The 23,668-nt window shown below is 54.8% G+C and carries 23 protein-coding genes; 15 read left to right on the top strand and 8 right to left on the bottom strand.

What is annotated here, in order from left to right; all coding sequences use genetic code 11:
* The first annotated feature begins 93 nt into the window (after positions 1-93).
* Positions 94-558, top strand: a complete 465-nt coding sequence (locus Q4544_RS05455) for an Lrp/AsnC family transcriptional regulator (protein WP_303504486.1) — start codon at positions 94-96, stop codon at positions 556-558.
* On the opposite strand, the gene Q4544_RS05460 is transcribed toward Q4544_RS05455, so the two are convergent.
* Positions 551-1,240: a cupin domain-containing protein gene (locus Q4544_RS05460; protein ID WP_303504487.1), complete on the bottom strand. Its 690-nt coding sequence runs from the start codon at positions 1,238-1,240 to the stop codon at positions 551-553. The two genes, Q4544_RS05455 and Q4544_RS05460, sit on opposite strands and share 8 nt — an antisense overlap.
* Positions 1,241-1,377: 137 nt before the next feature.
* On the opposite strand from Q4544_RS05460, the gene Q4544_RS05465 reads away from it, so the two are divergent.
* From Q4544_RS05465 to arsJ, 4 genes are read left to right on the top strand one after another with little or no spacing between them, the layout of a single operon-like run.
* The gene (locus Q4544_RS05465) at positions 1,378-1,737 is read left to right on the top strand and encodes a helix-turn-helix transcriptional regulator (RefSeq protein ID WP_303504966.1); all 360 of its coding nucleotides are present in this window, start codon (positions 1,378-1,380) and stop codon (positions 1,735-1,737) included.
* On the top strand, positions 1,734-2,783 hold the full coding sequence (gene arsB / locus Q4544_RS05470) for an ACR3 family arsenite efflux transporter (protein WP_303504489.1): 1,050 nt from the start codon (positions 1,734-1,736) through the stop codon (positions 2,781-2,783). Before Q4544_RS05465 ends, arsB begins: the two co-directional genes overlap by 4 nt.
* Before the next feature lie 22 nt (positions 2,784-2,805).
* Complete coding sequence (locus Q4544_RS05475) at positions 2,806-3,804, top strand: ArsJ-associated glyceraldehyde-3-phosphate dehydrogenase (protein WP_303504490.1); 999 nt, start codon at positions 2,806-2,808, stop codon at positions 3,802-3,804.
* Between the two features lie 28 nt (positions 3,805-3,832).
* Positions 3,833-5,071, top strand: coding sequence for an organoarsenical effux MFS transporter ArsJ (gene arsJ, locus Q4544_RS05480; RefSeq protein ID WP_303504491.1), 1,239 nt, complete (start codon positions 3,833-3,835; stop codon positions 5,069-5,071).
* 4 nt (positions 5,072-5,075) lie between these two features.
* Here arsJ and Q4544_RS05485 read toward each other — a convergent pair whose 3' ends face one another.
* A complete protein-coding gene (locus tag Q4544_RS05485; protein ID WP_303504492.1) occupies positions 5,076-5,507 on the bottom strand; it encodes a BLUF domain-containing protein in 432 nt (143 codons plus the stop codon).
* A 241-nt stretch (positions 5,508-5,748) separates the two neighbouring features.
* Here Q4544_RS05485 and lepA point away from each other — a divergent pair, with 241 nt between their 5' ends.
* On the top strand, positions 5,749-7,563 hold the full coding sequence (gene lepA / locus Q4544_RS05490) for a translation elongation factor 4 (protein ID WP_303504967.1): 1,815 nt from the start codon (positions 5,749-5,751) through the stop codon (positions 7,561-7,563).
* A gap of 168 nt (positions 7,564-7,731) precedes the next feature.
* Here lepA and Q4544_RS05495 read toward each other — a convergent pair whose 3' ends face one another.
* The gene (locus Q4544_RS05495; protein WP_303504493.1) at positions 7,732-8,493 is read right to left on the bottom strand and encodes an alpha/beta fold hydrolase; all 762 of its coding nucleotides are present in this window, start codon (positions 8,491-8,493) and stop codon (positions 7,732-7,734) included.
* Positions 8,494-8,565: 72 nt separating this feature from the next.
* On the opposite strand from Q4544_RS05495, the gene Q4544_RS05500 reads away from it, so the two are divergent.
* The gene (locus Q4544_RS05500) at positions 8,566-8,940 is read left to right on the top strand and encodes a hypothetical protein (protein ID WP_303504494.1); all 375 of its coding nucleotides are present in this window, start codon (positions 8,566-8,568) and stop codon (positions 8,938-8,940) included.
* A gap of 69 nt (positions 8,941-9,009) precedes the next feature.
* On the opposite strand, the gene glyA is transcribed toward Q4544_RS05500, so the two are convergent.
* Positions 9,010-10,305 carry a serine hydroxymethyltransferase gene (gene glyA / locus Q4544_RS05505; protein WP_303504495.1) on the bottom strand — a complete coding sequence of 432 codons (1,296 nt, stop codon included), beginning with the start codon at positions 10,303-10,305 and terminating at the stop codon, positions 9,010-9,012.
* Between the two features lie 176 nt (positions 10,306-10,481).
* On the opposite strand from glyA, the gene Q4544_RS05510 reads away from it, so the two are divergent.
* Both Q4544_RS05510 and Q4544_RS05515 read left to right on the top strand, forming a co-directional pair.
* Positions 10,482-11,243 (top strand): NAD kinase, encoded by a 762-nt coding sequence (locus Q4544_RS05510; protein WP_303504968.1) that lies wholly within the window; start codon positions 10,482-10,484, stop codon positions 11,241-11,243.
* Between the two features lie 10 nt (positions 11,244-11,253).
* The gene (locus Q4544_RS05515; RefSeq protein WP_303504496.1) at positions 11,254-11,640 is read left to right on the top strand and encodes a VOC family protein; all 387 of its coding nucleotides are present in this window, start codon (positions 11,254-11,256) and stop codon (positions 11,638-11,640) included.
* A gap of 61 nt (positions 11,641-11,701) precedes the next feature.
* Here Q4544_RS05515 and Q4544_RS05520 read toward each other — a convergent pair whose 3' ends face one another.
* From Q4544_RS05520 to Q4544_RS05530, 3 genes are all read right to left on the bottom strand, one after another.
* Entirely contained in the window at positions 11,702-11,908 is a 207-nt protein-coding gene (locus Q4544_RS05520) for a cold-shock protein (RefSeq protein WP_303504497.1), read from the bottom strand.
* Between the two features lie 156 nt (positions 11,909-12,064).
* Entirely contained in the window at positions 12,065-13,957 is a 1,893-nt protein-coding gene (locus tag Q4544_RS05525) for a propionyl-CoA synthetase (protein WP_303504498.1), read from the bottom strand.
* A gap of 259 nt (positions 13,958-14,216) precedes the next feature.
* Positions 14,217-16,496 carry an NADP-dependent malic enzyme gene (locus tag Q4544_RS05530; protein WP_303504499.1) on the bottom strand — a complete coding sequence of 760 codons (2,280 nt, stop codon included), beginning with the start codon at positions 16,494-16,496 and terminating at the stop codon, positions 14,217-14,219.
* Between the two features lie 258 nt (positions 16,497-16,754).
* Between Q4544_RS05530 and Q4544_RS05535 the strand changes: the two genes are divergently transcribed.
* The 6 genes from Q4544_RS05535 to Q4544_RS05560 all read left to right on the top strand — a co-directional run bounded on the left by Q4544_RS05535 (position 16,755) and on the right by Q4544_RS05560 (position 22,592).
* Positions 16,755-17,147 (top strand): cytidine deaminase, encoded by a 393-nt coding sequence (locus tag Q4544_RS05535; protein WP_303504500.1) that lies wholly within the window; start codon positions 16,755-16,757, stop codon positions 17,145-17,147.
* Positions 17,147-18,454 carry a thymidine phosphorylase gene (locus Q4544_RS05540; protein WP_303504501.1) on the top strand — a complete coding sequence of 436 codons (1,308 nt, stop codon included), beginning with the start codon at positions 17,147-17,149 and terminating at the stop codon, positions 18,452-18,454. The genes Q4544_RS05535 and Q4544_RS05540 overlap by 1 nt, the downstream gene beginning before the upstream one ends.
* Complete coding sequence (locus Q4544_RS05545) at positions 18,451-19,662, top strand: phosphopentomutase (protein ID WP_303504502.1); 1,212 nt, start codon at positions 18,451-18,453, stop codon at positions 19,660-19,662. Before Q4544_RS05540 ends, Q4544_RS05545 begins: the two co-directional genes overlap by 4 nt.
* A complete protein-coding gene (locus Q4544_RS05550) occupies positions 19,659-20,645 on the top strand; it encodes an adenosine deaminase (RefSeq protein WP_303504503.1) in 987 nt (328 codons plus the stop codon). The genes Q4544_RS05545 and Q4544_RS05550 overlap by 4 nt, the downstream gene beginning before the upstream one ends.
* On the top strand, positions 20,642-21,274 hold the full coding sequence (gene upp / locus Q4544_RS05555) for a uracil phosphoribosyltransferase (protein WP_303504504.1): 633 nt from the start codon (positions 20,642-20,644) through the stop codon (positions 21,272-21,274). The genes Q4544_RS05550 and upp overlap by 4 nt, the downstream gene beginning before the upstream one ends.
* 67 nt (positions 21,275-21,341) lie before the next feature.
* A complete protein-coding gene (locus Q4544_RS05560; RefSeq protein ID WP_303504505.1) occupies positions 21,342-22,592 on the top strand; it encodes an SPOR domain-containing protein in 1,251 nt (416 codons plus the stop codon).
* A 48-nt stretch (positions 22,593-22,640) separates the two neighbouring features.
* On the opposite strand, the gene Q4544_RS05565 is transcribed toward Q4544_RS05560, so the two are convergent.
* Complete coding sequence (locus Q4544_RS05565; protein WP_303504506.1) at positions 22,641-23,654, bottom strand: hypothetical protein; 1,014 nt, start codon at positions 23,652-23,654, stop codon at positions 22,641-22,643.
* Between the last annotated feature and the right edge of the window lie 14 nt (positions 23,655-23,668).

The following is a 23,668-nucleotide window of genomic DNA, read 5'->3' on the forward strand; positions in this document are numbered from 1 at the left end:
AAAGCTATGCCCTTATTTTGCCACGCAAATATTCTATAATGTTTGTCAAAATAACCGTTGTGAAAGCAATCTGTGTGTCATATGATAGAGAAAATGGAAAAAACAGACGACATTGATCGCCGCATTCTGGATGTCATCCAACGCGACGCTGCGCTGTCCCAACGGGACATTGCAGAGCGGGTAGGCTTGAGTCAGAACGCGCTATGGCGACGATTGAAACGTTTGGAAGAGGCGGGTTACATGCAGGGCGCGCGCATGCGTTTAGACGCGGCGCGGCTGGGTCTGGATCTGACGGTTTTCGTCATGGTCCGGACCCGCAACCACTCTGTCGAGTGGGCGGAAGGTTTCAAAAAACATGTTGCACGGATCCCAGAGGTCGCCGAAATGCATCGCATCGGCGGCGATTGGGATTACATGCTAAAAGTCGTGACGCGCGGAATGGCGGGTTACGATTTGGCCTATCGGCGGATCACGACGGGGTTTGAATTGGACACGGTCACGGGCCTCTTCAGCATGGAAACCATGCTCGAAGATCGCCCGCTTGATGTCTTTAGCTAGCGGTCTCGTCCCACTTGGTCAGCGCCTCTGGTGTCAGATGCCCGGTTTTCACAAAAATCAAACAACCTTCATCTGACCACGGTTTGTGCTCTGATAAATGCGGGCTACGGATCCAAGTGCCCGCAGGGTAGGTGCCATGCTCGTCCTGAAATGTGCCCTCAACCACGAAAACCTCTTCGCCACCCCAATGCCGATGTGGGTTAAAAACGGTCCCCGGTACCCAGCGCACCAGTGCCACGTTTTCGGATGCTCCGGAATGCAGCGGCAAGACCTCTAGCCCATCCACCAATCCGGGCCGAAACGCGGACCCCTTTGTATCAACAGAGAAATGCGCCGTATCCTCTGCATCAAACTGATGCAGTTTGACCAAGATCGTGCAGCCATCCTTTGTGTGGGGTTTATGCGCCGTTCCAATCGGATTGCGCACATAGCTGCCCGCCGGATAATCGCCGCTTTCATCTGAAAACACGCCCTCCAGCACCAAAAACTCTTCGCCGCCACCGTGGGTATGGGCATCAAAATACGAATTGGGGGCAAATCGAACAATCGTTGTCGCGCGTGCCACTTCGTCGCCAACGCGATCCAACATCATGCGTTCAACGCCCGCAGCGGGCGAGGTCACCCAGCTATAATCTTCCGGCCGCACCACCACCCGTTCCGAGAAATCAGCATTCACGCGCATGTCTTGCCCTTTGTTTATCTATCTACTAGTAGGTAGAATATTTGCACTCCCTGTCAAGCGGCATGTTACCAAAACTTCACAGAAACCGCGTTGAAACATGATTGACCCGACTCATTCATATCAATAAATCCCGATATATGGATAAATCAAATGCTCTCGACGCCTTCGCGGCTCTAAGCCAAGTCTCCCGCCTTGATGCCTTCCGCCTGCTCGTTCACGCGGGCGAGGCCGGCATGCTGGCTGGCGAAGTATCGGCCGCCCTCGACGTGCGCCAAAACACAATGTCCGCCAATCTCGCCATCTTGCTCAACGCGGGCCTTCTGCGCAACGAACGCGAGGGCAGGGCAATCCGCTACTTCGCAAACATGGACGGGCTAAGTGGCCTGCTCGGCTTTCTTCTCCAAGATTGCTGCGGCGGTCGCCCCGAACTTTGTGAACCTTTGATCCAAGACATCGCCTGCGGCTGTGGGCCATCCTCCAAGGAAAACACAACATGACTGACGTCACCCAAGCAGAGGCTGGCCTCGGCACCTTTGAACGCCTTTTATCCCTCTGGGTCGCGATCGCGATCCTAGCAGGCCTGACTTTGGGCAGCCTTGCGCCAAACCTGTTTGCCAGCCTCGCCGCCCTGGAAATCGCCAAAGTGAACTTGCCCGTCGCCGTCCTAATCTGGGCGATGGTCTTTCCAATGATGGTTGGCGTCGATTTCGGCGCGCTCAAACAAATAGGCGACCGTCCCAAAGGCATCGTAATTACGCTGATCGTAAATTGGCTGATCAAACCCTTCACCATGGCGGCCCTCGGCGTGTTCTTTTTCAATACCGTTTTCGCAGGGCTCATCCCGCCAGACGACGCCCAAGCCTATATCGCTGGCGTCATCCTGCTGGGCGCAGCACCTTGCACAGCGATGGTGTTTGTTTGGTCCAACCTCACGAAAGGCGACCCAACCTACACGCTTGTGCAGGTCAGTGTGAACGACGTCGTCATGGTCTTTGCCTTTGCACCCATCGTCGCTTTTCTGTTGGGCGTCACAGACATCACCGTCCCATGGGATACGTTGCTACTGTCCGTCCTGCTGTATGTGGCATTGCCTCTGATCGCGGGGCTTATCACCCGCAATATCCTTTTAAAGCAAGGTGGTGAACCGGCCGTAGATACGTTTAAAGACAAGGTAAAGCCCGCAGGTATTCTTGGCTTGCTGCTGACCGTTGTCCTGCTTTTCGGTTTCCAAGCCCAAGTCATCATTGACCGCCCACTGGTCATCCTGCTTATCGCCATCCCGCTGCTTATCCAAAGCTACGGCATCTTCTTTGTGGCTTATGGCGCAGCCCGCGCGTGGGGCGTGCCCTTTAACGTCGCCGCACCCTGCGCCCTCATTGGGACATCCAACTTCTTTGAACTCGCCGTTGCCGTCGCCATCAGCCTATTCGGGCTCGGCTCAGGCGCTGCTCTGGCCACAGTCGTCGGCGTGCTTGTCGAAGTACCCGTGATGCTGTCGCTCGTTGCATTCGCCAACCGCACACGCGGTTGGTTCCCATCTTGATCTGCTCCTAAGGACTGAAAACATGACAAAAATCGCAATCAATGGCCTTGGCCGCATGGGTAAACTGGTGCTGCGCCGTCTCTTTGACATAGGCCTTGGCAACCAAATCACCCTGATCAACGATCCCTTTGGCGACATCGACACCCACGCGCTGCTCATCGAATTCGATACAGTCCACGGCACGTGGAAAGCTGACGTGAGCCATGATGACAAATCCATCACCATCAACGGCCACACCATCACATTCACTCAGGAAATGACCCCAGCGGCTCTGCCGCTTGGCGACATCGACCTGGTCGTCGAATGCTCTGGCAAGTTCAAAACCCAAGACACCCTGCAGCCATACTTTGATGCTGGCGTCAAAAAGGTTGTCGTCTCAGCCCCTGTTAAAATCGAAGGCGCAGCCAACATTGTCTATGGCGTGAACCACGACACATATGTTGACCAAAACATCGTCACCGCCGCCAGCTGCACCACCAACTGCATCGCCCCCGTGGTTAAAGTCATGCACGAGACGTTTGGCATCGACCAAGCCTCTTTCACCACCATCCACGATGTGACCAACACGCAAACCATCGTCGACAAAGCCCACAATGACCCGCGCCGCGCACGTTCGGCCCTCAATTCGCTGATCCCAACCACCACCGGGTCCGCCAAGGCTGTCATCCAAATCTTCCCGGAGCTCGAGGGCAAGATCAACGGCCACGCCGTCCGTGTCCCACTGCTGAACGCTTCACTCACCGACATCGTGTTCGATGTGTCCCGCGATGTTACCGAAGACGACGTCAACGCCGCCCTAAAAGAAGCCAGCGAAACCACACTGCAAAACATCCTTGGCTTTGAAACCCGCCCATTGGTCAGCTGCGACTACACAAACGACGACCGTTCCACCATCGTCGACGCGCTCTCCACAATGGTCGTGAACAAACGCCAAGTGAAAATCTATGCGTGGTACGACAACGAATGGGGCTACGTCAGCCGCTTGGCCGACATCACCAATATGGTTGCCAAATCCATCTAACCTGCGGAAAGTCAAAGATATGTCAGCCATGACAGACGAAAAACCAAACGGCCTCGCCGCCTATATCACCGTCACTGCTGCCTATTGGGCGTTCATGCTGACGGATGGCGCGCTGCGTATGTTGGTGCTCTTGCACTTTCACACCCTCGGCTTTTCCGCTGTCCAGCTGGCATATCTCTTTCTGCTCTATGAACTCATGGGCGTCGTCACCAACCTCTCTGCAGGTTGGATCGCCGCCCGGTTCGGCCTGACAACCACACTCTACGCGGGCCTCGCGATCCAAATCGCAGCCCTCGTGGCCCTCGCGCAACTCAATCCCGAATGGTCACTGACCGCCTCGGTCATATTTGTGATGTGTGTCCAAGGCCTCTCTGGCATTGCCAAAGACCTTTCCAAAATGTCCGCCAAATCCGCCGTCAAACTACTGGCACCCAAAGGGCAGGGCGGCCTCTTTCGCTGGGTCGCCATCCTGACCGGCTCCAAAAACGCGGTCAAAGGCTTCGGCTTTCTGCTGGGCGCAGCACTCCTCGCCACCGCAGGTTTCCTCACCGCGATCTGGGCCATGGCCGCCGTCCTAACCGTCATCCTAATCGGCACCATGATCTTCATGCCCGCCGGTCTGCCCCAAGGCAAAAAATCCGCCAAATTCAGCCAAGTCTGGTCCAAAGATCGCAACATCAACCGCCTCAGCCTTGCGCGCATGTTCCTCTTTGGCGCGCGCGACGTCTGGTTCGTTGTTGGCATCCCGATCTATTTCTACGCCGTGCTGTCGGATGGCAGCCACGAGGGCAACCGCGCCGCCTTCTTCACTATCGGCACCTTCATGGCCGTCTGGATCATCCTCTATGGCTTTGTCCAAGGCCTCGCGCCGAAAATCCTAAAAGCCGCAGATAAATCCACCACCGAAATCGCCCAATCCGCCACTCTCTGGGTCGCGATCCTCACGCTGATCCCCGCAACCCTCGCCGCCGCTGTCGCCCTAAACCTACCGCAGCTCACCCCGATCCTGATCGCGGGCCTGCTGATCTTCGGCTTTGTCTTCGCAATCAACAGCTCCGTTCACAGCTACCTCATCCTCGCCTTCACCAGCGACGAGCGCGTCACGATGGACGTCGGTTTCTACTACATGTCCAACGCAGCAGGCCGCCTAATCGGCACGCTGCTATCAGGCCTCAGCTACCAAATCGGAGGTCTGCCACTATGCCTAGCAACCGCAGCCCTCATGGCCGGCGCATCCACCTTGGCAGCGAGAGAGCTAACGCGATAGGTGATCAAACGGGGCGCGTGGTGTCCCGAAAGGCTTCAAAGAATCCCGTAACAATCTTGTCTGACGCGACGGATGTCGGATTCTCGGGGTCGAAAACCGCCCGCAAATCTTTGAACGCTTGGTTCTGCGGCGGCGTCTGATCCGCAGCAGGAACAAATGCCATCGAATACTTCTCAAAGCATCGTTCTAAGGCCTCTCCCCTCCAGGCTAAAGTTACATTCCGGTGCAAGGTGTTTCCGCTGATCCGATCAAAACACGCTTGGACAGCACTTCGCGGTCCTTCCAATACCTGAATGAACGTAAAATCGTGATAGGCGACAAGGCCGGTAATCCCAACGCGCTGGTTGTTCGCACGTGCCAATTGCATCAAAGCTTCCAGGTCTTCCGAGGCCATGGCATGCGCGGCTGTGCTAAAATAAATGATGCGATAAATCATGGTGGATCCAATTTCTGAAATACACGCAGGATGTATCATTCAGAGACTTGCTCAATCTTTGAGGTACATCAACATGAACAGAAAACTGGGCCAGTTTTTCGACAATTTCTTCAATTCCCTGTCGCCCGCTTTTTCTTGATCTAAATACCTTCGCCGAAGGCATCCAATCCTAACCACCCACGCAATGGCATATGTTGCAGAACCGCTTGACCAACAGCCGTTTCCCAGCCATATCCGCCTTATGACAAAGCTTTCGAAAATCCGCAATTTCTCCATCGTCGCGCATATTGACCATGGTAAATCCACCCTCGCTGACCGCCTCATCCAAGAGACGGGCACGGTGGAAGATCGTGACATGAAGGAACAGCTGCTCGACAGCATGGATATCGAACGCGAGCGTGGCATCACCATCAAAGCCAACACCGTGCGTATCGAATTCAAAGCCGCGGATGGCGAGACCTATATTCTCAACCTGATCGACACCCCGGGCCACGTCGATTTCGCCTACGAAGTCTCCCGCTCCATGCGCGCGGTCGAAGGCTCTTTGCTGGTTGTCGACTCCACCCAAGGCGTCGAAGCACAGACGCTGGCCAACGTCTATCACGCCATCGAAGCAGACCACGAAATCGTACCGGTCCTGAACAAGATCGACCTGCCAGCCTCTGACTGTGATCGCGTCGCCGAACAGATCGAAGACGTCATCGGCATCGACGCCACAGGCGCGCTGCAAGTCTCCGCCAAAACAGGGCAGGGCATCCGCGAAACCCTGCAATCCGTTGTCGACGATCTGCCCGCCCCCGAAGGCGACATCGACGCGCCGCTCAAAGCGATGCTGGTCGACAGTTGGTACGATGCCTACCTTGGCGTTATCGTTCTGGTCCGCATCATGGACGGCACCTTGAAAAAGGGCCAGCGCGTCAAATTCATGTCCAACAACACGTTGCATTCCGTTGACCGCGTTGGCGTCTTCCGTCCAGAAATGGAAATGGTCGACAGCCTCGGCCCCGGCGAAATCGGCTTCCTGACCGCTTCGATCAAACAGGTCCGCGACACCCGGGTTGGTGACACCATCACCAATGACCGCAACGGCACGACAGAGGCTTTGCCAGGCTTTAAGCCCGCGCAGCCAGTGGTCTTCTGTGGCCTGTTCCCAGTTGATAGCTCTGAATTCGAAGATCTGCGCGATGCGATTGATAAGCTGGCTCTAAACGACGCCTCCTTTAGCTTTGAAATGGAAACCTCTGCCGCGCTTGGCTTTGGCTTCCGCTGTGGTTTCCTTGGCCTCTTGCACCTCGAAGTGATCCGCGACCGGATCGAACGCGAATATAACATCGAACTCATCACCACGGCCCCATCGGTGATCTATCACATCTACATGAAGGCCAAAGAGGGCGAAGAGCCCGAGATGATCGAGCTGCACAACCCTGCCGACATGCCCGACATGTCCAAGGTGGATCACCTAGAAGAGCCGCGTATCAAAGCCACCATTCTGGTGCCCGACGAATACCTGGGCGACGTCCTAAAGCTTTGCCAAGACCGCCGCGGTATCCAAGAAGACCTCACCTATGCCGGCACCCGCGCGATGGTCGTCTATGACCTGCCGCTGAACGAAGTCGTCTTTGATTTCTATGATCGCCTGAAATCGGTAACAAAAGGTTACGCGTCGTTCGATTATCAAATGATCGGCTACCGCGAGGATCAGCTGGTGAAAATGTCCGTGCTGGTCAACGACGAACCAGTCGATGCGCTCTCCACCATGGTTCACCGCGACCGTGCTGAACAACGTGGCCGCGCCATGTGTGAAAAGCTCAAGGATCTGATCCCGCGTCACATGTTCAAAATCCCGATCCAAGCAGCCATCGGCGGCAAAGTCATCGCCCGTGAAACGCTGTCTGCCCTACGCAAAGACGTAACCGCCAAATGCTACGGCGGCGACGCAACACGTAAAAAGAAACTGCTCGAAAAGCAGAAGGCCGGTAAGAAAAAGATGCGCCAATTCGGCCGCGTCGACATCCCCCAAGAAGCGTTCATTTCTGCGCTTAAGATGGACGACTGATTTTCCAAAATTATGACAAAAGGGCCTCCTATCTTAGAGGGCCTTTTGGTTTTCATACGCCGCCCAATTTGGGCAAGTATGTCGTGCAATCGTAAAGAGTATGTAAACGCTAAAATTCCATATTCTCGAATCGTACGTTTCAGCCTTCGAAACGTACGAATTTCCAGATTAACGATTTACCCAAGCACGGACCGTTGCGATAAACTCTGCCGGCTTTTCGGCGTGTAACCAGTGGCCCGCGCCCGAAATCTTAACGAATGCGGATTTTGGGAACATATCGCGGATTTGGGGGCGGTGTTCGGCCAAAACGTAATCGGAATTTGCACCGGATAAAAACAGAGTAGGGGCCTCAAATGCCCCGGTTACATCCTCTGGAAATCCCATAATCTTGGGCATCTCGGCCTCAAGCACGTCCAAATTCAACCGCCATCGTTTCTCTTTTAAATCAAGGGATTGCGTAAAGAATGACCGCAACGTCGCATCCTCAACCCCGGCGTTGGCGAGCATATCTAAAGCGTCTGAACGCTTCTCTACTCGGTCCAAATCCACCGCGCGCATGGCATGGATAAACGGCAGCTGTGTGTGCGTGTAAGCCACCGGTGCGATGTCTGCGACGATCAGGCGATCCACCAAGTCTGGGCGCTGTATCGCCAGCACCATTGCGGCCTTGCCACCCATGGAATGGCCCAACACAATCGCTGGTCCGATGTCTTCCAGTACCTCGGCCAAATCACCTGCAAGGTCATGATAAGAATGCGAATTTTCGCGCGGGCTTTCCCCGTGGTTGCGATGATCTACCGCAAAAACCTGCCGCTCGTTTGACAGTTTTTTCGCCACCACGCCCCAATTTCGCGCAGAGCCATAAAGCCCATGCACAATTAACAAAGGTAAACGTTCAGTAGCGGTGCCGTGCGCGATCATATTCAACATGGGCAAGTCGTATCATACTCCCTCTTTTGAGCAAGCCCAAGCCGTGTTAGGTTACTCTTAGAGGTTGAATAAGTGATTGATCCGAAACACTTTAACGATGAAATCGCCAAGCTGCTAAAGCTCGTGGATGCCAAATTTGGTATCCAATCGGATGAGCTATCGGAAGCGATGCGTAAAATTGGACGCAGATTACCACAAGCCGCCCACCGCAACGCCGCCCGTTTGGTCGAGGCGCAACAGCAGCTGAAGAACCCAAAAATCGCCCTGCAATTGGACGAGAAATCGCTTGTAAAACCCTATGCGTCGTTACGATCTGACCTGGAAACCTACGATCCCGCTGACCGTCGCAAAGGCGCAATTCTTGGTGCGCTTGGGGTGACGGTGTTCAACCTGATCATCGTTGTGATCCTGCTGATCTGCGTTTTGATTTGGCGCGGGTTCCTTTGATTTAAGCCACTGAAACGCAAAGAAAAACGCCGCCCAAATGGACGGCGTTTTCTACAGATTTAAATGACCTTACAGGTTCGGATACAGCGGGAAACGCGCGCAAAGCTCAGCCACTTGTGCCTTCACTTTTGCTTCTACCTCTGCATTCCCTTCTTCGCCATTTGCCGCCAAACCTTCGACAACTTCGATGATCATGTCAGCAATTTCACGGAACTCAGCTTCGCCGAACCCACGTGTCGTGCCCGCAGGCGTACCCAAGCGAATACCAGATGTAACAAATGGTTTTTCCGGATCAAACGGAATGCCGTTTTTGTTGGTTGTGATATGCGCGCGACCCAATGCTTTCTCTGTCGCGTTGCCTTTCACACCCTTCGGGCGCAGGTCGACCAGCATTACGTGTGTGTCTGTGCCACCAGTTACGATGTCCAATCCACCCTTCATCAGCTGATCAGCCAAGGCAACCGCATTGGCTCGAACTTGCTTTTGGTAGGTTTTGAATTCCGGGCGCAGCGCTTCGCCAAAGGCAACAGCTTTTGCCGCGATAACGTGCATCAACGGACCACCTTGAATACCCGGGAAGATCGCGGAATTCACTTTCTTTGCAATGGCTTCGTCGTTGGTCAGGATCATGCCGCCACGTGGGCCGCGCAGTGTTTTGTGCGTGGTTGTGGTCGCGACATCTGCGTATGGGAACGGGGATGGGTGCTCGCCTGCGGCGACCAGACCGGCAAAATGCGCCATGTCGACCATCAGCAACGCGCCAACGCTGTCAGCGATTTCGCGGAACTTCGCAAAGTCGATCTGACGTGGAATCGCGGAACCACCAGCGATGATCAGCTTTGGCTTATGTTCGTTCGCTAGTTCTTGAACTTGATCATAGTCGATACGGTTGTCCTGCTTGCGCACACCGTACTGAATGGCGTTGAACCACTTACCAGATTGGTTTGGCGCGGCACCATGGGTCAAGTGACCGCCAGACGCCAAGTTCATACCCAGAATGGTATCACCTGGCTGAATCAATGCTTGGAACGCACCTTGGTTCGCTTGCGAGCCAGAGTTTGGTTGAACGTTGGCAAACTCACAGCCAAACAGCTCTTTGGCGCGGTCGATTGCTAGGTTCTCTGCAACGTCTACATACTGGCAACCACCATAGTAACGGCGACCTGGATAGCCTTCGGCATATTTGTTGGTCATGACGGAACCTTGGGCTTCCATCACTGCCGCGGAAACGATGTTCTCGGATGCGATCAACTCGATTTCATCGCGCTGGCGACCCAGCTCATCTGTGATAGAGCCGAAAAGCTCTGGGTCACGAGAAGACAGGGACTCGGTAAAGAAACCAGTGTCACGGGTAGGGGCGTTCATTTGCTGTGCTCCGACTAGAGAAATTTGAAAAGTTTCCTAAAGGAAACATTCTGAAATGGAAAGATAAGAAACGCCCTTGGAGCGTAAATCTTAGCTAGAACACTGGCGTGTCAGGTAAACTTGTGTTTCTTTCGGAACCACATGACGGCCTTTGGAAACAGGATACAGCCAAAACCATGCCAAAGAGAATCGCATTCCTCGCCTCAGAGGCGCATACGGCACAAACGGCGCGTGCCACTTTGATCGGTCGCTATGGCAATCGCCCAGCGGATGATGCGGATGTCATCGTGGCATTGGGTGGGGATGGCTTTATGTTGCAAACCCTGCATGGCACCCAAGAGCTTGATGTGCCGGTCTACGGGATGAACCGCGGGACCGTTGGTTTTTTGATGAATGAGTATGTTGAATCTGATCTGCTAGAGCGCTTGGATAGCGCCGAAGAAGAGATGATCAACCCGCTGACCATGACAGCGACTTGCCAAAACGGCAAAACCCACCACGCGCTTGCCATCAATGAGGTGTCTATGCTGCGCCAAGGGCCACAGGCGGCAAAGCTGCGTATTTGGATCGACGGTCGCCTACGCATGGACGAGTTGGTCTGTGATGGCGCCCTGTTGTCCACGCCGGCGGGGTCCACGGCCTATAACTATTCCGCGCATGGTCCTATCTTGCCAATTGGTTCTGACGTTCTTGCCTTAACGGCCATTGCACCGTTTCGCCCACGCCGTTGGCGGGGGGCTTTGGTGCGCAAAGAGTCACTTGTGCGGATCGAAGTTGTGAACCCGGAAAAACGCCCCGTTATGGCGGACGCTGATAGTCGGTCGGTACGCGATGTCATCTCGGTTGAAATTCGGTCCGAGCCATCTGTTGGTCACCGCATACTGTTTGATCCGGGGCATGGCCTCGAGGAACGTTTGATCCGCGAACAATTTGTATAAGGACGCTCGCATGCAGATCGAAGGAGTGCATCACGCGGCCATCATCTGCTCGGACATTCATGTATCCAAAGCGTTTTATTCCGATGTTCTGGGATTGAAGATTATTGCCGAAACCTATCGCGAGGTGCGCGATAGCTGGAAGGTTGATTTCGCTTTGCCGGACGGGTCGCAGATAGAGCTGTTTAGTATGCCGAACGCACCTACACGCCCGTCTTATCCAGAGGCGCAAGGGCTACGGCATTTGGCGTTCAAGGTCTTGGACGTTGCGCAAGCTAAGCACGACTTAGAAGAGCAGGGCGTCGCCGTCGAACCCATCCGCATAGATGCGTTTACTGGAAAGGCGTTTACATTCTTTGCTGACCCAGATGGGCTACCGCTGGAGCTCTATCAAGTCTAAGGCTAAAAATGCAAAATGGGCCCCCGAAGGCGCCCATTTCAAAACCGGTTCTCAATGCTGATTACAGCAGAGAAATGCCGCCTGCGCTTTCGCGGCCGTCACGGCCAGCTTCCAGCTCGTACTCAACCTTTTGGTTGTCAGCCAAGCCGTCTAGGCCAGCTTGTTGTACTGCGCGGATATGAACGAAAACGTCCTTGCCGCCATCTTCAGGTGCAATAAAGCCGTAGCCTTTGTCGGTGTTAAACCATTTTACGGTGCCTGTAGGCATAACCGTTCTCCTTAAAAAAGCCTGACCGCAGAATGCGTCAAGTCCTAGGCGTCTGTGCAGAATCGAATGCGTAATCGCCGTAGGCAAAGACAGGTAAACGATAGAAGGCACGTCGTGCCGGAGTCATGTGCCATGGTGATTTGTGTTTGTAAAGACTTATGCGCCCGCCAGTCCGATCCCTTTTAGGGCAACCGTAATCTCGTCCAAAATGGCCGGATCATCAATGGTTGCAGGCATTTTCCACGCGGTCTCATCGGCGATGGCCGCCATTGTTCCACGTAAAATTTTACCTGATCGGGTCTTGGGCAATCGGTCAACAACCGTCGCCATTTTGAACGCTGCAACGGGCCCAATTTGTTGCCTGACAAGCTGCACAACTTCGCGCACAACGTCGTCTTGCGGGCGGTCCACACCGGCATTCAGGCATAAGAAGCCAACCGGCATCTGCCCCTTCAACGCATCAGAAACACCGATCACCGCGCATTCGGCCACGTCTGGGTGGTTTGCCAGAACCTCTTCCATCGCACCGGTGGACAATCTATGGCCCGCCACGTTGATCACGTCATCCGTGCGCGCCATGATATAGAGGTAACCCTCTTCATCCTTCATGCCCGCATCCCCAGTTTCGTAGTAGCCGGGAAAGGTGTTTAGGTAAGAGCTCTTGAACCGCTCTTCTGCATTCCAAAGCGTCGGCAACGTGCCAGGGGGCAGGGGCAGCTTGATTGCAATCGCTCCTAACTCTCCTGCCGCAACTGGGTGACCAGCATCGTCCAAAATCTCGACATCGTAACCGGGCATTGGAACAGCTGGTGAGCCAAGTTTGATCGGCAATTCTTCGATGCCCAATGGGTTTGCCGCAATGGCCCAACCGGTTTCCGTTTGCCACCAATGGTCGATCACCGGCACGCCCAATTGCGTTTGCGCCCATTCAATGGTGTCAGGGTCAGCCCGTTCACCCGCCAAATAGACCTGTTTCAAAGAACTTAGGTCATAATCTTTTACCAAGGCACCTGTCGGATCTTCGCGTTTCACCGCACGAAATGCCGTTGGAGCGGTAAAGAACGACGTCACTTTATGCTCTGAAATCACGCGCCAGAACGTACCGGCATCTGGCGTGCCAACGGGCTTACCTTCGAAGACAACGGTCGTGTTCCCGTGGATCAGCGGACCATAGCAGATGTAGGAATGCCCAACGACCCAACCCACATCAGACGCTGCCCAGAACACATCGTCTGGTGCCACGTTGTAGATGGCTTTCATCGTCCAATTCAACGCAACAAGCTGCCCCGCAGTGTGGCGGATCACACCCTTGGGCTGCCCCGTCGTGCCAGAGGTATACAGGATGTAAGACGGATGGTTACCCTCAACAGGCAGGCATTCTGCCGGGGTAACGCCCTGTTGAAACTCAGCCCAATCCAAATCACGCCCTTCGATCAAGTCCGCTGTTTTCTGTTCCCTTTGCAAAATCGCACAGAACGTGGGCTTATGAGTGGCCGCCTCAATCGCGCCATCCAACAAGGGTTTGTATTCCACAACCCGCCCCGGCTCGATCCCGCAAGAGGCCGCAAGGATGGCTTTGGGTTTCGCATCGTCAATCCGCACAGCGAGCTCGTTCGCGGCAAAGCCACCAAAAACAACGGAATGGATCGCCCCAATACGTCCGCAGGCCAGCATCGCTTGTAGCGCTTCTGGGACCATTGGCATATAGATCAAAACCCTGTCGCCTTTTTCGACACCCTGCGCCCGCAGCGCTCCGGCCAATCGGGCAACCTTGTCCTGTAGCTCTGCAAAGGTGATGTTTCGTTTGGAATTGGTGACGGGGCTGTCATAGATGATTGCCACGCGATCCCCATGCCCAGCCTCAACATGGCGGTCCACAGCATTCCAGCACGTGTTCACCTTGCTGTCAGCAAACCATTCAAACAGACCTTCGCCTTTTTGCGTCAGCGCCTGCGTTGGTTTTTGATCCCAATCAATCGCCTCGGCGGCCTGCATCCAGAACCCTTCGGGGTCTGATTTCCAATTGGCGTAGACCTCTTTGTAAGACATGGCTGATCCTCCCTCTCTTATACAAGGTGTAAGGAAACCGTCCGTGATCTGTAAAGGGACGCCATGTCGCGCGCCAAAATTCCTGTTAAGTTATTTGCAATGCTGCAAGGTTTTGCAGTGCAAACTCCTGCAAACTCTTAAAGAAACGCAAGAAATAAAGGTGGTTTGCAAAATTTACAGCCAATTAACACAAGTCGCTGAAAATTCGTAAATCTTGTAAAATGTGCCCCAGCTGCAAAAGCGCTGGGGCACGGGATCATTAGCTGTAGTGGCTGACAGGTGTACCAGCAATCGCTGCCATATTCAAAAGCCCTCGGGCGGTGACAGATGGCGTCACAATATGCGCGCGGTTGCCCATGCCCATCAGGATGGGGCCAACGGCCAAGGCTTCCGCTTTCATCTTTAGGATATTGCGCGCGGTTGAAGCCGCATCAGCATGTCCAAAGATCAAGACATTTGCTGGTCCACTCAGGCGGCTATCCGCAAGCAGACGTTTGCACAATTCCGGGTCCAAGGCTGCGTCTACATTCATTTCGCCTTCGTATTCAAAGTCGGTTTCCATTCCGTCCAGAATGGCAATCGCCTCGCGCAGGCGTTTGCCTGACCCTTCTTTCTGGTTGCCGAACTGCGACTGTGAACAGAACGCCACGCGCGGCTCTACCCCAAACCGCCGCGCATGCCGTGCGGCACCTTGCGCCGTCAGCGCGAGCTGTTCTGGTGAGGGCAGGGACCAAACATGTGTATCCGCGATAAACAACGGGCCGTCTTCCATAATCATCAAAGACAACGCACCATGGGGTGCAAATTCTGGTGTTCCTAAAATTTGGTTCACGTAGTCCAAATGCCAACGGAACTCACCAAACGAGCCACAGATCAGGCTGTCTGCCTCTCCACGATGTACCATCACAGCGCCAATCGCTGTTGTATTGGTCCGCATGATCGCTCGTGCAATGTCTGGTGTCGCACCTTTGCGGGCCATCAGGCTGTAATAGGTTTCCCAATAATCCCGGTAACGTGGATCATTCTCTGGGTTCACTAAGGCAAAGTCGCGTTCAGGTCGGATTGTCAGCCCCAAGCGCTCACAGCGACGTTCGACAACCTCGGGACGCCCGATTAGAATTGGTTTTTCAGTGGTCTCTTCCAAAATGACCTGCGCCGCCCGCAGTACACGTTCATCTTCGCCCTCTGCAAAGACGATCTTACGAGACGCAGCTGATGCCGCTTCAAAGACCGGGCGCATGAGCATTGCGGATTTGAACACAGATTGGTTCAACTGCTCTTTATAGGCATCCATATCCTCGATGGGGCGCGTCGCCACGCCTGTATCCATCGCGGCCTGTGCCACGGCCGCAGACACAATCGCCACCAAACGTGGGTCAAAGGGTTTCGGGATCAGATAATCCGCACCAAATGTCAGTTGCTCACCTTTATACGCCGCCGCAGCTTCGGCCGATGTTGTGATGCGCGCAAGTTCTGCAATACCTTCAACACAGGCGATTTTCATCTCGTCGTTGATCTCTGTCGCGCCAACGTCCAAGGCGCCGCGGAAAATGAACGGGAAACACAATACGTTGTTCACCTGATTGGGGAAGTCACTGCGACCCGTCGCGATAATCGCATCTGCTGCAACATCACGCGCAGCTGTCGGCATGATTTCCGGCGTTGGGTTCGCAAGGGCAAAGATGATTGGTCGCGTGGTCATCTTGGCAACCATCTCAGGCTTTAGAACACCCGGGCCAGAAAGACCCAAGAACAGGTCCGCTCCGCTGATTACATCATCCAAAGTCCGCAGATCAGATTTCTGCGCAAAGGCCGCCTTGTGTGGGTTCATATCCTCGGTACGACCTTCGTAGACCAACCCATGAATATCGCACAGCCAGATGTTCTCGCGCTTTACGCCAAGCTTCACCAACATGTTCAGGCAGGCGATCCCAGCGGCACCACCACCGGTCGAAACAATCTTGATGTCCTCAAATGACTTGCCAGCAACCCGCAACGCGTTTGTGGCCGCAGCCCCAACAACAATTGCCGTGCCGTGCTGGTCATCATGGAAAACCGGAATGTTCATCCGCTCGCGGCAAATGCTTTCCACGACAAAGCAATCGGGCGCTTTGATGTCTTCAAGGTTAATCGCACCAAAAGTCGGACCCAGCGCGCAAACAATATCCGCCAGTTTCTCAGGATCAGTTTCATCCAGCTCAATATCAAAGCAATCAATATTGGCGAATTTTTTAAACAGAACTGCTTTGCCTTCCATCACCGGTTTTGATGCCAAGGCACCAATATTTCCCAGCCCTAGAACGGCTGAACCATTCGTGACAACAGCCACCAAATTCCCGCGCGACGTATAGCGGCTTGCGGTTGATGCATCTGCTTTGATCTCAAGACAGGCCTCGGCCACGCCAGGCGAATAGGCTCGCGATAGATCACGCCCATTGGCTAATGGCTTGGTCGCGCGGACTTCCAATTTCCCGGGTTTTGGAAACTCGTGATAAAACAGCGCTTCTTGGCGTTGGCGTTCTTTTGATCCATCAGGCATTTTGCATCTCACTATATCTTTTGTTTAGGGCTAAACTATTTTCTGTTGATTGAGAATAGCCGCCTGCATTCAGAATGCTTTCTCTTGCAAAACCGTGAAGACAATCGCAGTCTCTGCGTGCCGCGCGGTATTCTGCGCGGCTTAGGATTTCAAATTGATTGAGTTGTCATTTTTGACCATTGAGTTAAAAACTCTGAACGTCAATCATCAGGTTGCGCAGTCAACGACCTCTTCGGAGCGTAGAAAGGAATATTTGCGATGACACTAAAGGATCAGGCCTTAAAGGTCCGTGAAAAAGCCTATGCGCCTTATTCCAACTTCAAAGTAGGCGCGGCCATCGTCGCCGAAAACGGTGAAACCTTTGTGGGGTGTAACGTTGAAAACGTCGCCTATCCCGAGGGCACCTGTGCCGAAGCGGGCGCCATCGCATCAATGATCGCCAATGGCCAAACCCGTCTGACCGAAGTTTACGTTGTTGCAGATGCCCCCATGCCCGTTTCGCCCTGCGGCGGGTGCCGCCAAAAGCTGATTGAATTCGGCAATGGTGACGTTGTTGTCACGATGGCCACCTTGGGCGGGGTAGAGCAAAAAATGACCTTGTCGGAACTGATGCCCGGCGCCTTTACCGAAGAGCATCTGGAGAACACCTGATGGACGCCCGCGCGATCATTGCTGGGCTGCGCCGTGGGCAAAGCCCAAATCGAGAAGAACTGACTTGGTTCGCCCAAGGTTTGGCGGACCAAGCCGTAAGTGACGCGCAAGCTGGTGCCTTTGCGATGGCTGTGTGTCTGAATGGCTTAACTGAAACCGCCCGCGCGGACCTAACAATAGCCATGCGTGATAGTGGTGATCGCCTTAGCTGGGATTGTGCTGGGCCGGTGATCGACAAACATTCAACCGGCGGCGTGGGCGATTGTGTCTCGCTTGTACTTGCACCAGCCTTGGCGGCCTGCGGTGGCTTTGTGCCGATGATCTCGGGTCGTGGCCTTGGCCATACCGGCGGCACACTTGATAAAATGGAAAGCATTCCCGGCCTGCGCGTTGATCTACCAGAGGACCACTTTCGCCACGTCGTGCAAACCACAGGCGCGGCCATCGTCAGTGCTTCGGCCAATATCGCTCCAGCAGACAAACGCCTTTATGCGATCCGCGATGTCACCGCTACGGTGGAAAGCCTTGATTTGATCACGGCCTCTATCCTGTCCAAGAAGCTGGCCGCCGGGCTAGAGCATTTGGTGCTCGACGTAAAATGCGGCTCTGGAGCCTTCATGAAATCCGTGGACGAAGCGCGCGCCTTGGCGACATCCCTTGTGCGCACAGCCAATCTAGCCGGCTGCCCAACTTCGGCCATTGTGTCGGATATGAACGAACCGCTCGCTCCCGCGCTGGGCAACGCGTTGGAAATTGCCGAGATCATGCGGGTGCTGTGTGATGGCGCAAAGGGGTCGTTGCACGAACTCACCGCTGCACTTGGTGGCGTTCTCCTGTCTAACGCTGGTCTTGCAAAATCGGTCGACGAAGGCGCGGATATGATTGTGAAGTCCATCGAAGATGGACGCGCAGCAGAGGCCTTTGGTAAAATGGTTTATGCCCAAGGTGGCCCTGTGCAATTTGCCGAAAACTGGCGCCGTTTTCTCCCCGAAGCAACTGTCATCACCGAAGTGCCAGCGCCTAAAACAGGCTACATCAGTGCTATCAATGGCGAGGCTTTGGGCCTTGCGGTCGTCGCACTCGGCGGAGGACGCCAAGTGGAAGGTGACCAAGTTGATCCATCCGTTGGCCTATCGGATGTCGTTCGCTTGGGGCAAAAGGTGACAAAAGGCCAACCCTTGCTCCGCATCCACGCATCCCGCGAGGCATCCGCCCAACGCGCCGCTCAATCCGTGCTGTCGGCGATCCAGATCACAGACAAAGCACCAACACCCCAACCTTTGGTCCACGAAAGGATCGACGGATGACCCGTGCCTTCCTTGTTGTGATGGATTCCGTCGGTATCGGCGGTGCGCCAGATGCCGATCAATATTTCAACGGTGACCGGCCAGACACCGGTGCCAATACGATTGCGCATATTGCCCAAGCCTGCGCGAATGGTCATGCCGAAGCGGGGCGGACAGGTTTGCTCAATCTGCCCAACCTCGATGCACTGGGCCTTGGCGCGGCAACGCGTCTATCGTCTGGCGATGACACCCCGAACTTAAACGCCACGCCGACTGGTTTTTGGGCCGCAGCCCAAGAAACCTCGCAAGGCAAAGACACACCTTCAGGCCACTGGGACATTGCCGGTCTTCCCGTGCCGTGGGATTGGACCTATTTCCCAGATACGCGCCCAGCTTTTCCAGACGCTTTGGTCAAACAGATCACGCAAGCGGGCGATGTTGCTGGCATTCTTGGCAATTGTCACGCCTCGGGCACAGAGATCATTGATGAACTCGGCGCGCTCCACATTCAGACGGGCTTTCCAATTTGCTACACCTCCGCTGATAGCGTGTTGCAGGTGGCCGCACATGAACACACGTTTGGCTTGGCGCGCCTGCTGGCGTTCTGCGAGGCCATCGCGCCCATCTTGCATGATATGAAAGTCGGCCGCGTCATCGCGCGCCCCTTCGTAGGTGATGTTGAAACCGGTTTCAGCCGCACGGATAACCGCAAAGATTACGCCATTACACCGCCCAAACCGATCTTGACCAATTGGGTCCAAGACGCGGGTCAGCATGTGTATGGCATTGGGAAAATTGGCGACATCTTCTCGATGCAAGGCATTGATGACAGTCAAAAAGGCCCGGATGCTGAGTTGATGAACCATCTGCATAACCTTGTAGACACAGCCGAAGTTGGCAGCCTAACCTTTGCCAACTTCGTAGAATTTGACAGCCTTTATGGCCATCGTCGCGACATCTCTGGCTATGCTCGTGCGCTGGAGTGGTTTGACCTACAAATCGGTGCATTGATCCCGAAACTGCGCAAAGACGACCTTTTGATTATAACCGCGGATCACGGCAACGATCCCAGTTGGGTCGGGACCGATCACACCCGCGAGCGTGTGCCAGTGCTGTGCCACGGGATTGGTCAGGGCAATGCTGGCATCGTTAAATTCGCAGACATCGCAGCCACTGTGGCTGCACATTTAAACGTCCCGGCTCAAGGTCCGGGTAGGAGCTTTCTATGAGCGTCGCTGACCTCCCCAAAGTCGAACTTCACCTTCACCATGAAGGCGCGGCGCCACCTGCCTTTATCCGCCAATTGGCGGCAGAGAAAAAGGCCGACATCTCCAAGGTTTTCAATGACCAAGGCGGCTATGCCTTTAACGACTTCGTGCACTTTCTATCGGTCTATGAAGCCGCAACATCCGTTCTGAAAACACCCGAAGACTACGCGCGCCTCACAACAGCCGTTCTTGAAGAAAGCGCTGCCAATGGTGTGGTTTACAGCGAAACTTTTATCTCGCCAGACTTCTGTGGTGGTGGCGACGTAAGCGCATGGCGCGAATACCTGCACGCAATCCAAGAAGCCGCTGACGCCGCAGAAAAAGCCCACGGCATTATCCTGCGCGGCGTCGTGACCTGTGTCCGTCATTTCGGCCCGGAAAAAGCCAAAGCCAGCGCACTATGCGCCGCCGAAACAGCTGGGGACTGGATCACCGGCTTCGGCATGGGCGGAGACGAAGGGCAGGGGCATCAAGGTGACTTTGCCTATGCCTACGACATGACCCGCGAAGCAGGTCTAAAGCTGACCACACATGCCGGCGAATTTGGTGGCCCAGAAAGTGTGCGCGAAGCGATCCGCGACCTCAATGTTGAACGCATCGGTCATGGCGTGCGCTCCATCGAAGACGCAGGTCTTGTGCAAGAACTTGTCGATCGTCAGATCACGCTCGAAGTCTGCCCGGGATCCAACGTGGTCCTTGGCCTGTATCCAAACATTGCCGCGCACCCCATTCAGCGTCTGCGCGACGCTGGTGTACGCGTCACCGTTTCAACAGATGACCCGCCCTTCTTTGGCACAACGATGCGCCGCGAATACGACATGCTGAACCAAGCCTTCGGTTGGGACGCAGACGATTTCGCCGCCCTCAACAAAACCGCAGCCGAAGCGGCCTTCTGTGATGAAGACACCCGCGCACGCATCCTACAAAAACTGGAAACCGCATGAAAAACCATCTGACCGTCGTCGATCACCCATTGGTGCAGCACAAACTTACGCTCATGCGCAAGAAACAGACCTCTACGGCGGAATTTCGCCAGCTTCTGCGCGAGATCAGCCAGTTGCTCGCCTATGAAGTCACACGTGAATTGCCGGTGACCACAGCCACCATCGAAACACCGATGCAATCAATGGATGCCCCCGTGCTAGATGGCCGCAAGCTGGCCCTCGTATCCATCCTGCGCGCAGGCAACGGTCTTTTGGACGGAATGCTGGAATTGATCCCATCAGCCCGTGTTGGTTTCGTGGGGCTGTATCGCGACGAGGAAACGCTAAAACCGGTGCAATATTACTTTAAAGTACCGACAGAACTCGACAAACGCTTGGTGATTGCTGTTGATCCAATGCTGGCAACGGGCAACTCTTCGGTTGCGGCCATCGACCTTTTGAAAGAGGCCGGCGCCACCAATATTCACTTCCTCTGCCTTTTGGCCGCCCCCGAAGGTGTGGCGCGCATGAAAGAGGCGCATCCTGACGTTCCAATCGTGACCGCCTCGCTGGATGAGCGCTTAAACGAGCTTGGATATATCGTTCCGGGCCTTGGTGATGCAGGGGATCGCATGTTTGGTACTAAATAATCCCTATGCGTACTTTACTCATTTAGAGGATTAAGGCTAAAGTGCCCCCATATCTTGTGGGGGCACGATGCTGTTTACTAGGACACTCGCGATCGCTTTGGTCGCTTCGGTTATCGGACTACAGGCGGCAGACGCCCGTAGTTTACGCAATGATGGCACACCAGCGGAGTTTCCGCCGGCGTCATTCAAAGGCAAGCAATACGTTGATAGTCAGGGCTGCGTTTTCATTCGCGCAGGTGTTGATGGCTCCGTCACTTGGGTGCCGCGTGTCGCACGTGATCGCAAAATGATTTGCGGCTTTCAGCCTTCGTTGAAAAACCCATCCGCAACGGCATCGGCCGCACCTGTCAGCAACAAAGTTGTACAGATCGTACCAAACGCCGCGCCAGTGCAGACAAAAACCAAGGCACCCAAGAAGGTCGCGACTGTTTCCAAAAAGCCTGCGAAGGTCGTGCAGCCAGCTCGCGTTGTCGCACCTCAAAAACGGGTCGTGAAGACCCAGCCGGTTGTTGCAGCACCCGTCGCTCCAAAAGTGACACGCAAGTATTCAGTCAAACAAGTCGCGCCGAACCAAGTTGCAACCAGCACACAATGCGCCGGTATTAGCGCGCAGTCTCAGAAATATCTGAATCACCCAACAGCGAACGTGCGTTGTGGTGGCCAAACCATGGCCCCACATTTCGCAGACGCACAGGGGACACCAACAACTACCATTGCACATCAACCGACATATACAGCACCTGCTGTGAAACAGCGTTCTGTTGTCCGTACAAAGCCAGTGCAGGTCGTGACAGCGACCCAAGTACCAAGCAACACACGTGTTGTGCCGCGCCACGTTTATGAAAAACGCGCGAATGCAATCACCATCACCAAACCACCGCGCGGCTACAAAGCCGCTTGGCAAGATGACCGGCTGAACCGCCACCGTGCAGAGCAAACTTTTGACGGCATGGCGCAAGCTGACGCAATCCTGACCCGTGGCACGCCACGTCGTCTGAAATCAGTGCAGGCACAAGAAATCGTAACAGCGCAGCGCGTCAAAACCGTTGTCGCCTCCAAGGGCAACTCTGGTCAGAAACGCATGCACGTGAACACCGGGGGCTACGTTCAGGTCGCGACCTATCGCACCTCCAAAGACGCCCAAACCGTCGCGCGCCGCGTCAAAGCACTGGGCCTACCGGTTCGCGTTGGCAAGGTTACAAAGGGTGGCCAAACCTACCGCATGGTTCTGGCTGGTCCATTTGCCTCAACCGCACAAGCGCAATCCGCGCTGAACAAGGCACGCTCTGCAGGTTATAACAACGCCCGCATTCGCTAAGTAAAATTAGATAAGATAACTTGAAAAGCTCGGCCTTGGCCGGGCTTTTTAGTTTGTGCAGATCTCTTGCAAAGCCACCCATTCCCCGTCGCTTAGGACTGGGGGGATATTGCCCAACAACGTGGTATCTGCCTCGATCAGATCAATCGTGGTTTCGCCTGAAATATCAATTGCATAGGCATAGGGTGTGCCCGGCAATTCTAAGCCTGCGAAATGCTCTGCCAAATCTGCATGCGGCACCACTGGCGCGGTTTCGGTGGCCAATGCCTCGGCGTAGCCAATCAACGTATCTTCGGTCAACTGGCCAGTTGTCAGCAAACGAAAGCTCGCGCTGATGCCGCCGGTTTCTAGCAGATGCGCCAGCGGGTCACGCATTTGAATTCGCAACGCTTCGGCAGCCACATAGCCCGCCACAACAGCGGGGTCTTCGTGGTCTTCCAAGATCGTGCGCGACACTAAAATTGCGCCACCCGGCAATCCAGCCGTGTCGCGAATACCGCCGGGAACCACAATAATCTCACGCACACCAGCGCGGCTTGCCAGCCGTTCCAACGCCGCGTCTGCCACTTCTTCGTGACAGGGCGATCCGGTAATAGAACCCATCTGGCTTAGGACATCTTGCCCAATCACCACGCGATTGATCTGCGGCACCACAGACGTCACATGCGCCCGCAACGCGTCCGGCAGCCAAAACACAGCACCTGCCGCAACCGCCGCGACAGAGGACATCATGATTAACACACGCACGCGGCCAGAACGCGGTTCGCTCTTGTGAATGGCTTTGCGCAGCTTTTCGATGGCGCCCACCATTTCGGCCTCGCCTTCGCCAAGTTCTAACGTCTCACCGGTATCGCCATAGGGGTGAAAAACCGCAGGTGTCTTGCCCGGATTTGCGCGTTCAATCGCAGCAATAGACCAATGCGCCAAAGGGCGGTCTTGCATGTCGGAAATCACAAGGGTCGCATCGCCAATGGACGCAATCACTTCGCGGCGTTGCGCATCGGCATCAGCACGCCAAAGCCCCGAGGCTTCGAGCCGTTGGTATTTGTTCAGCGCGGTCATGACATCTGCTCATT

This window comes from Cognatishimia sp. 1_MG-2023, assembly GCF_030548175.1.
Classification (GTDB): domain Bacteria; phylum Pseudomonadota; class Alphaproteobacteria; order Rhodobacterales; family Rhodobacteraceae; genus Cognatishimia.

Coding starts and splice junctions, on each gene's coding strand:
- arsB (WP_303504489.1), top strand. CDS start 1,734: ATGACTGACGTCACCCAAGCAGAGGCTGGCCTCGGCACCTTTGAACGC.
- Q4544_RS05515 (WP_303504496.1), top strand. CDS start 11,254: ATGCAGATCGAAGGAGTGCATCACGCGGCCATCATCTGCTCGGACATT.
- Q4544_RS05495 (WP_303504493.1), bottom strand. CDS start 8,493: ATGTTGAATATGATCGCGCACGGCACCGCTACTGAACGTTTACCTTTG.
- Q4544_RS05485 (WP_303504492.1), bottom strand. CDS start 5,507: ATGATTTATCGCATCATTTATTTTAGCACAGCCGCGCATGCCATGGCC.
- Q4544_RS05475 (WP_303504490.1), top strand. CDS start 2,806: ATGACAAAAATCGCAATCAATGGCCTTGGCCGCATGGGTAAACTGGTG.
- Q4544_RS05520 (WP_303504497.1), bottom strand. CDS start 11,908: ATGCCTACAGGCACCGTAAAATGGTTTAACACCGACAAAGGCTACGGC.
- Q4544_RS05465 (WP_303504966.1), top strand. CDS start 1,378: ATGGATAAATCAAATGCTCTCGACGCCTTCGCGGCTCTAAGCCAAGTC.
- Q4544_RS05455 (WP_303504486.1), top strand. CDS start 94: ATGGAAAAAACAGACGACATTGATCGCCGCATTCTGGATGTCATCCAA.
- Q4544_RS05525 (WP_303504498.1), bottom strand. CDS start 13,957: ATGTCTTACAAAGAGGTCTACGCCAATTGGAAATCAGACCCCGAAGGG.
- Q4544_RS05530 (WP_303504499.1), bottom strand. CDS start 16,496: ATGCCTGATGGATCAAAAGAACGCCAACGCCAAGAAGCGCTGTTTTAT.
- Q4544_RS05550 (WP_303504503.1), top strand. CDS start 19,659: ATGAGCGTCGCTGACCTCCCCAAAGTCGAACTTCACCTTCACCATGAA.
- Q4544_RS05510 (WP_303504968.1), top strand. CDS start 10,482: ATGCCAAAGAGAATCGCATTCCTCGCCTCAGAGGCGCATACGGCACAA.
- Q4544_RS05545 (WP_303504502.1), top strand. CDS start 18,451: ATGACCCGTGCCTTCCTTGTTGTGATGGATTCCGTCGGTATCGGCGGT.
- upp (WP_303504504.1), top strand. CDS start 20,642: ATGAAAAACCATCTGACCGTCGTCGATCACCCATTGGTGCAGCACAAA.
- Q4544_RS05560 (WP_303504505.1), top strand. CDS start 21,342: ATGCTGTTTACTAGGACACTCGCGATCGCTTTGGTCGCTTCGGTTATC.
- glyA (WP_303504495.1), bottom strand. CDS start 10,305: ATGAACGCCCCTACCCGTGACACTGGTTTCTTTACCGAGTCCCTGTCT.
- Q4544_RS05535 (WP_303504500.1), top strand. CDS start 16,755: ATGACACTAAAGGATCAGGCCTTAAAGGTCCGTGAAAAAGCCTATGCG.
- Q4544_RS05565 (WP_303504506.1), bottom strand. CDS start 23,654: ATGACCGCGCTGAACAAATACCAACGGCTCGAAGCCTCGGGGCTTTGG.
- arsJ (WP_303504491.1), top strand. CDS start 3,833: ATGACAGACGAAAAACCAAACGGCCTCGCCGCCTATATCACCGTCACT.
- lepA (WP_303504967.1), top strand. CDS start 5,749: ATGACAAAGCTTTCGAAAATCCGCAATTTCTCCATCGTCGCGCATATT.
- Q4544_RS05540 (WP_303504501.1), top strand. CDS start 17,147: ATGGACGCCCGCGCGATCATTGCTGGGCTGCGCCGTGGGCAAAGCCCA.
- Q4544_RS05460 (WP_303504487.1), bottom strand. CDS start 1,240: ATGCGCGTGAATGCTGATTTCTCGGAACGGGTGGTGGTGCGGCCGGAA.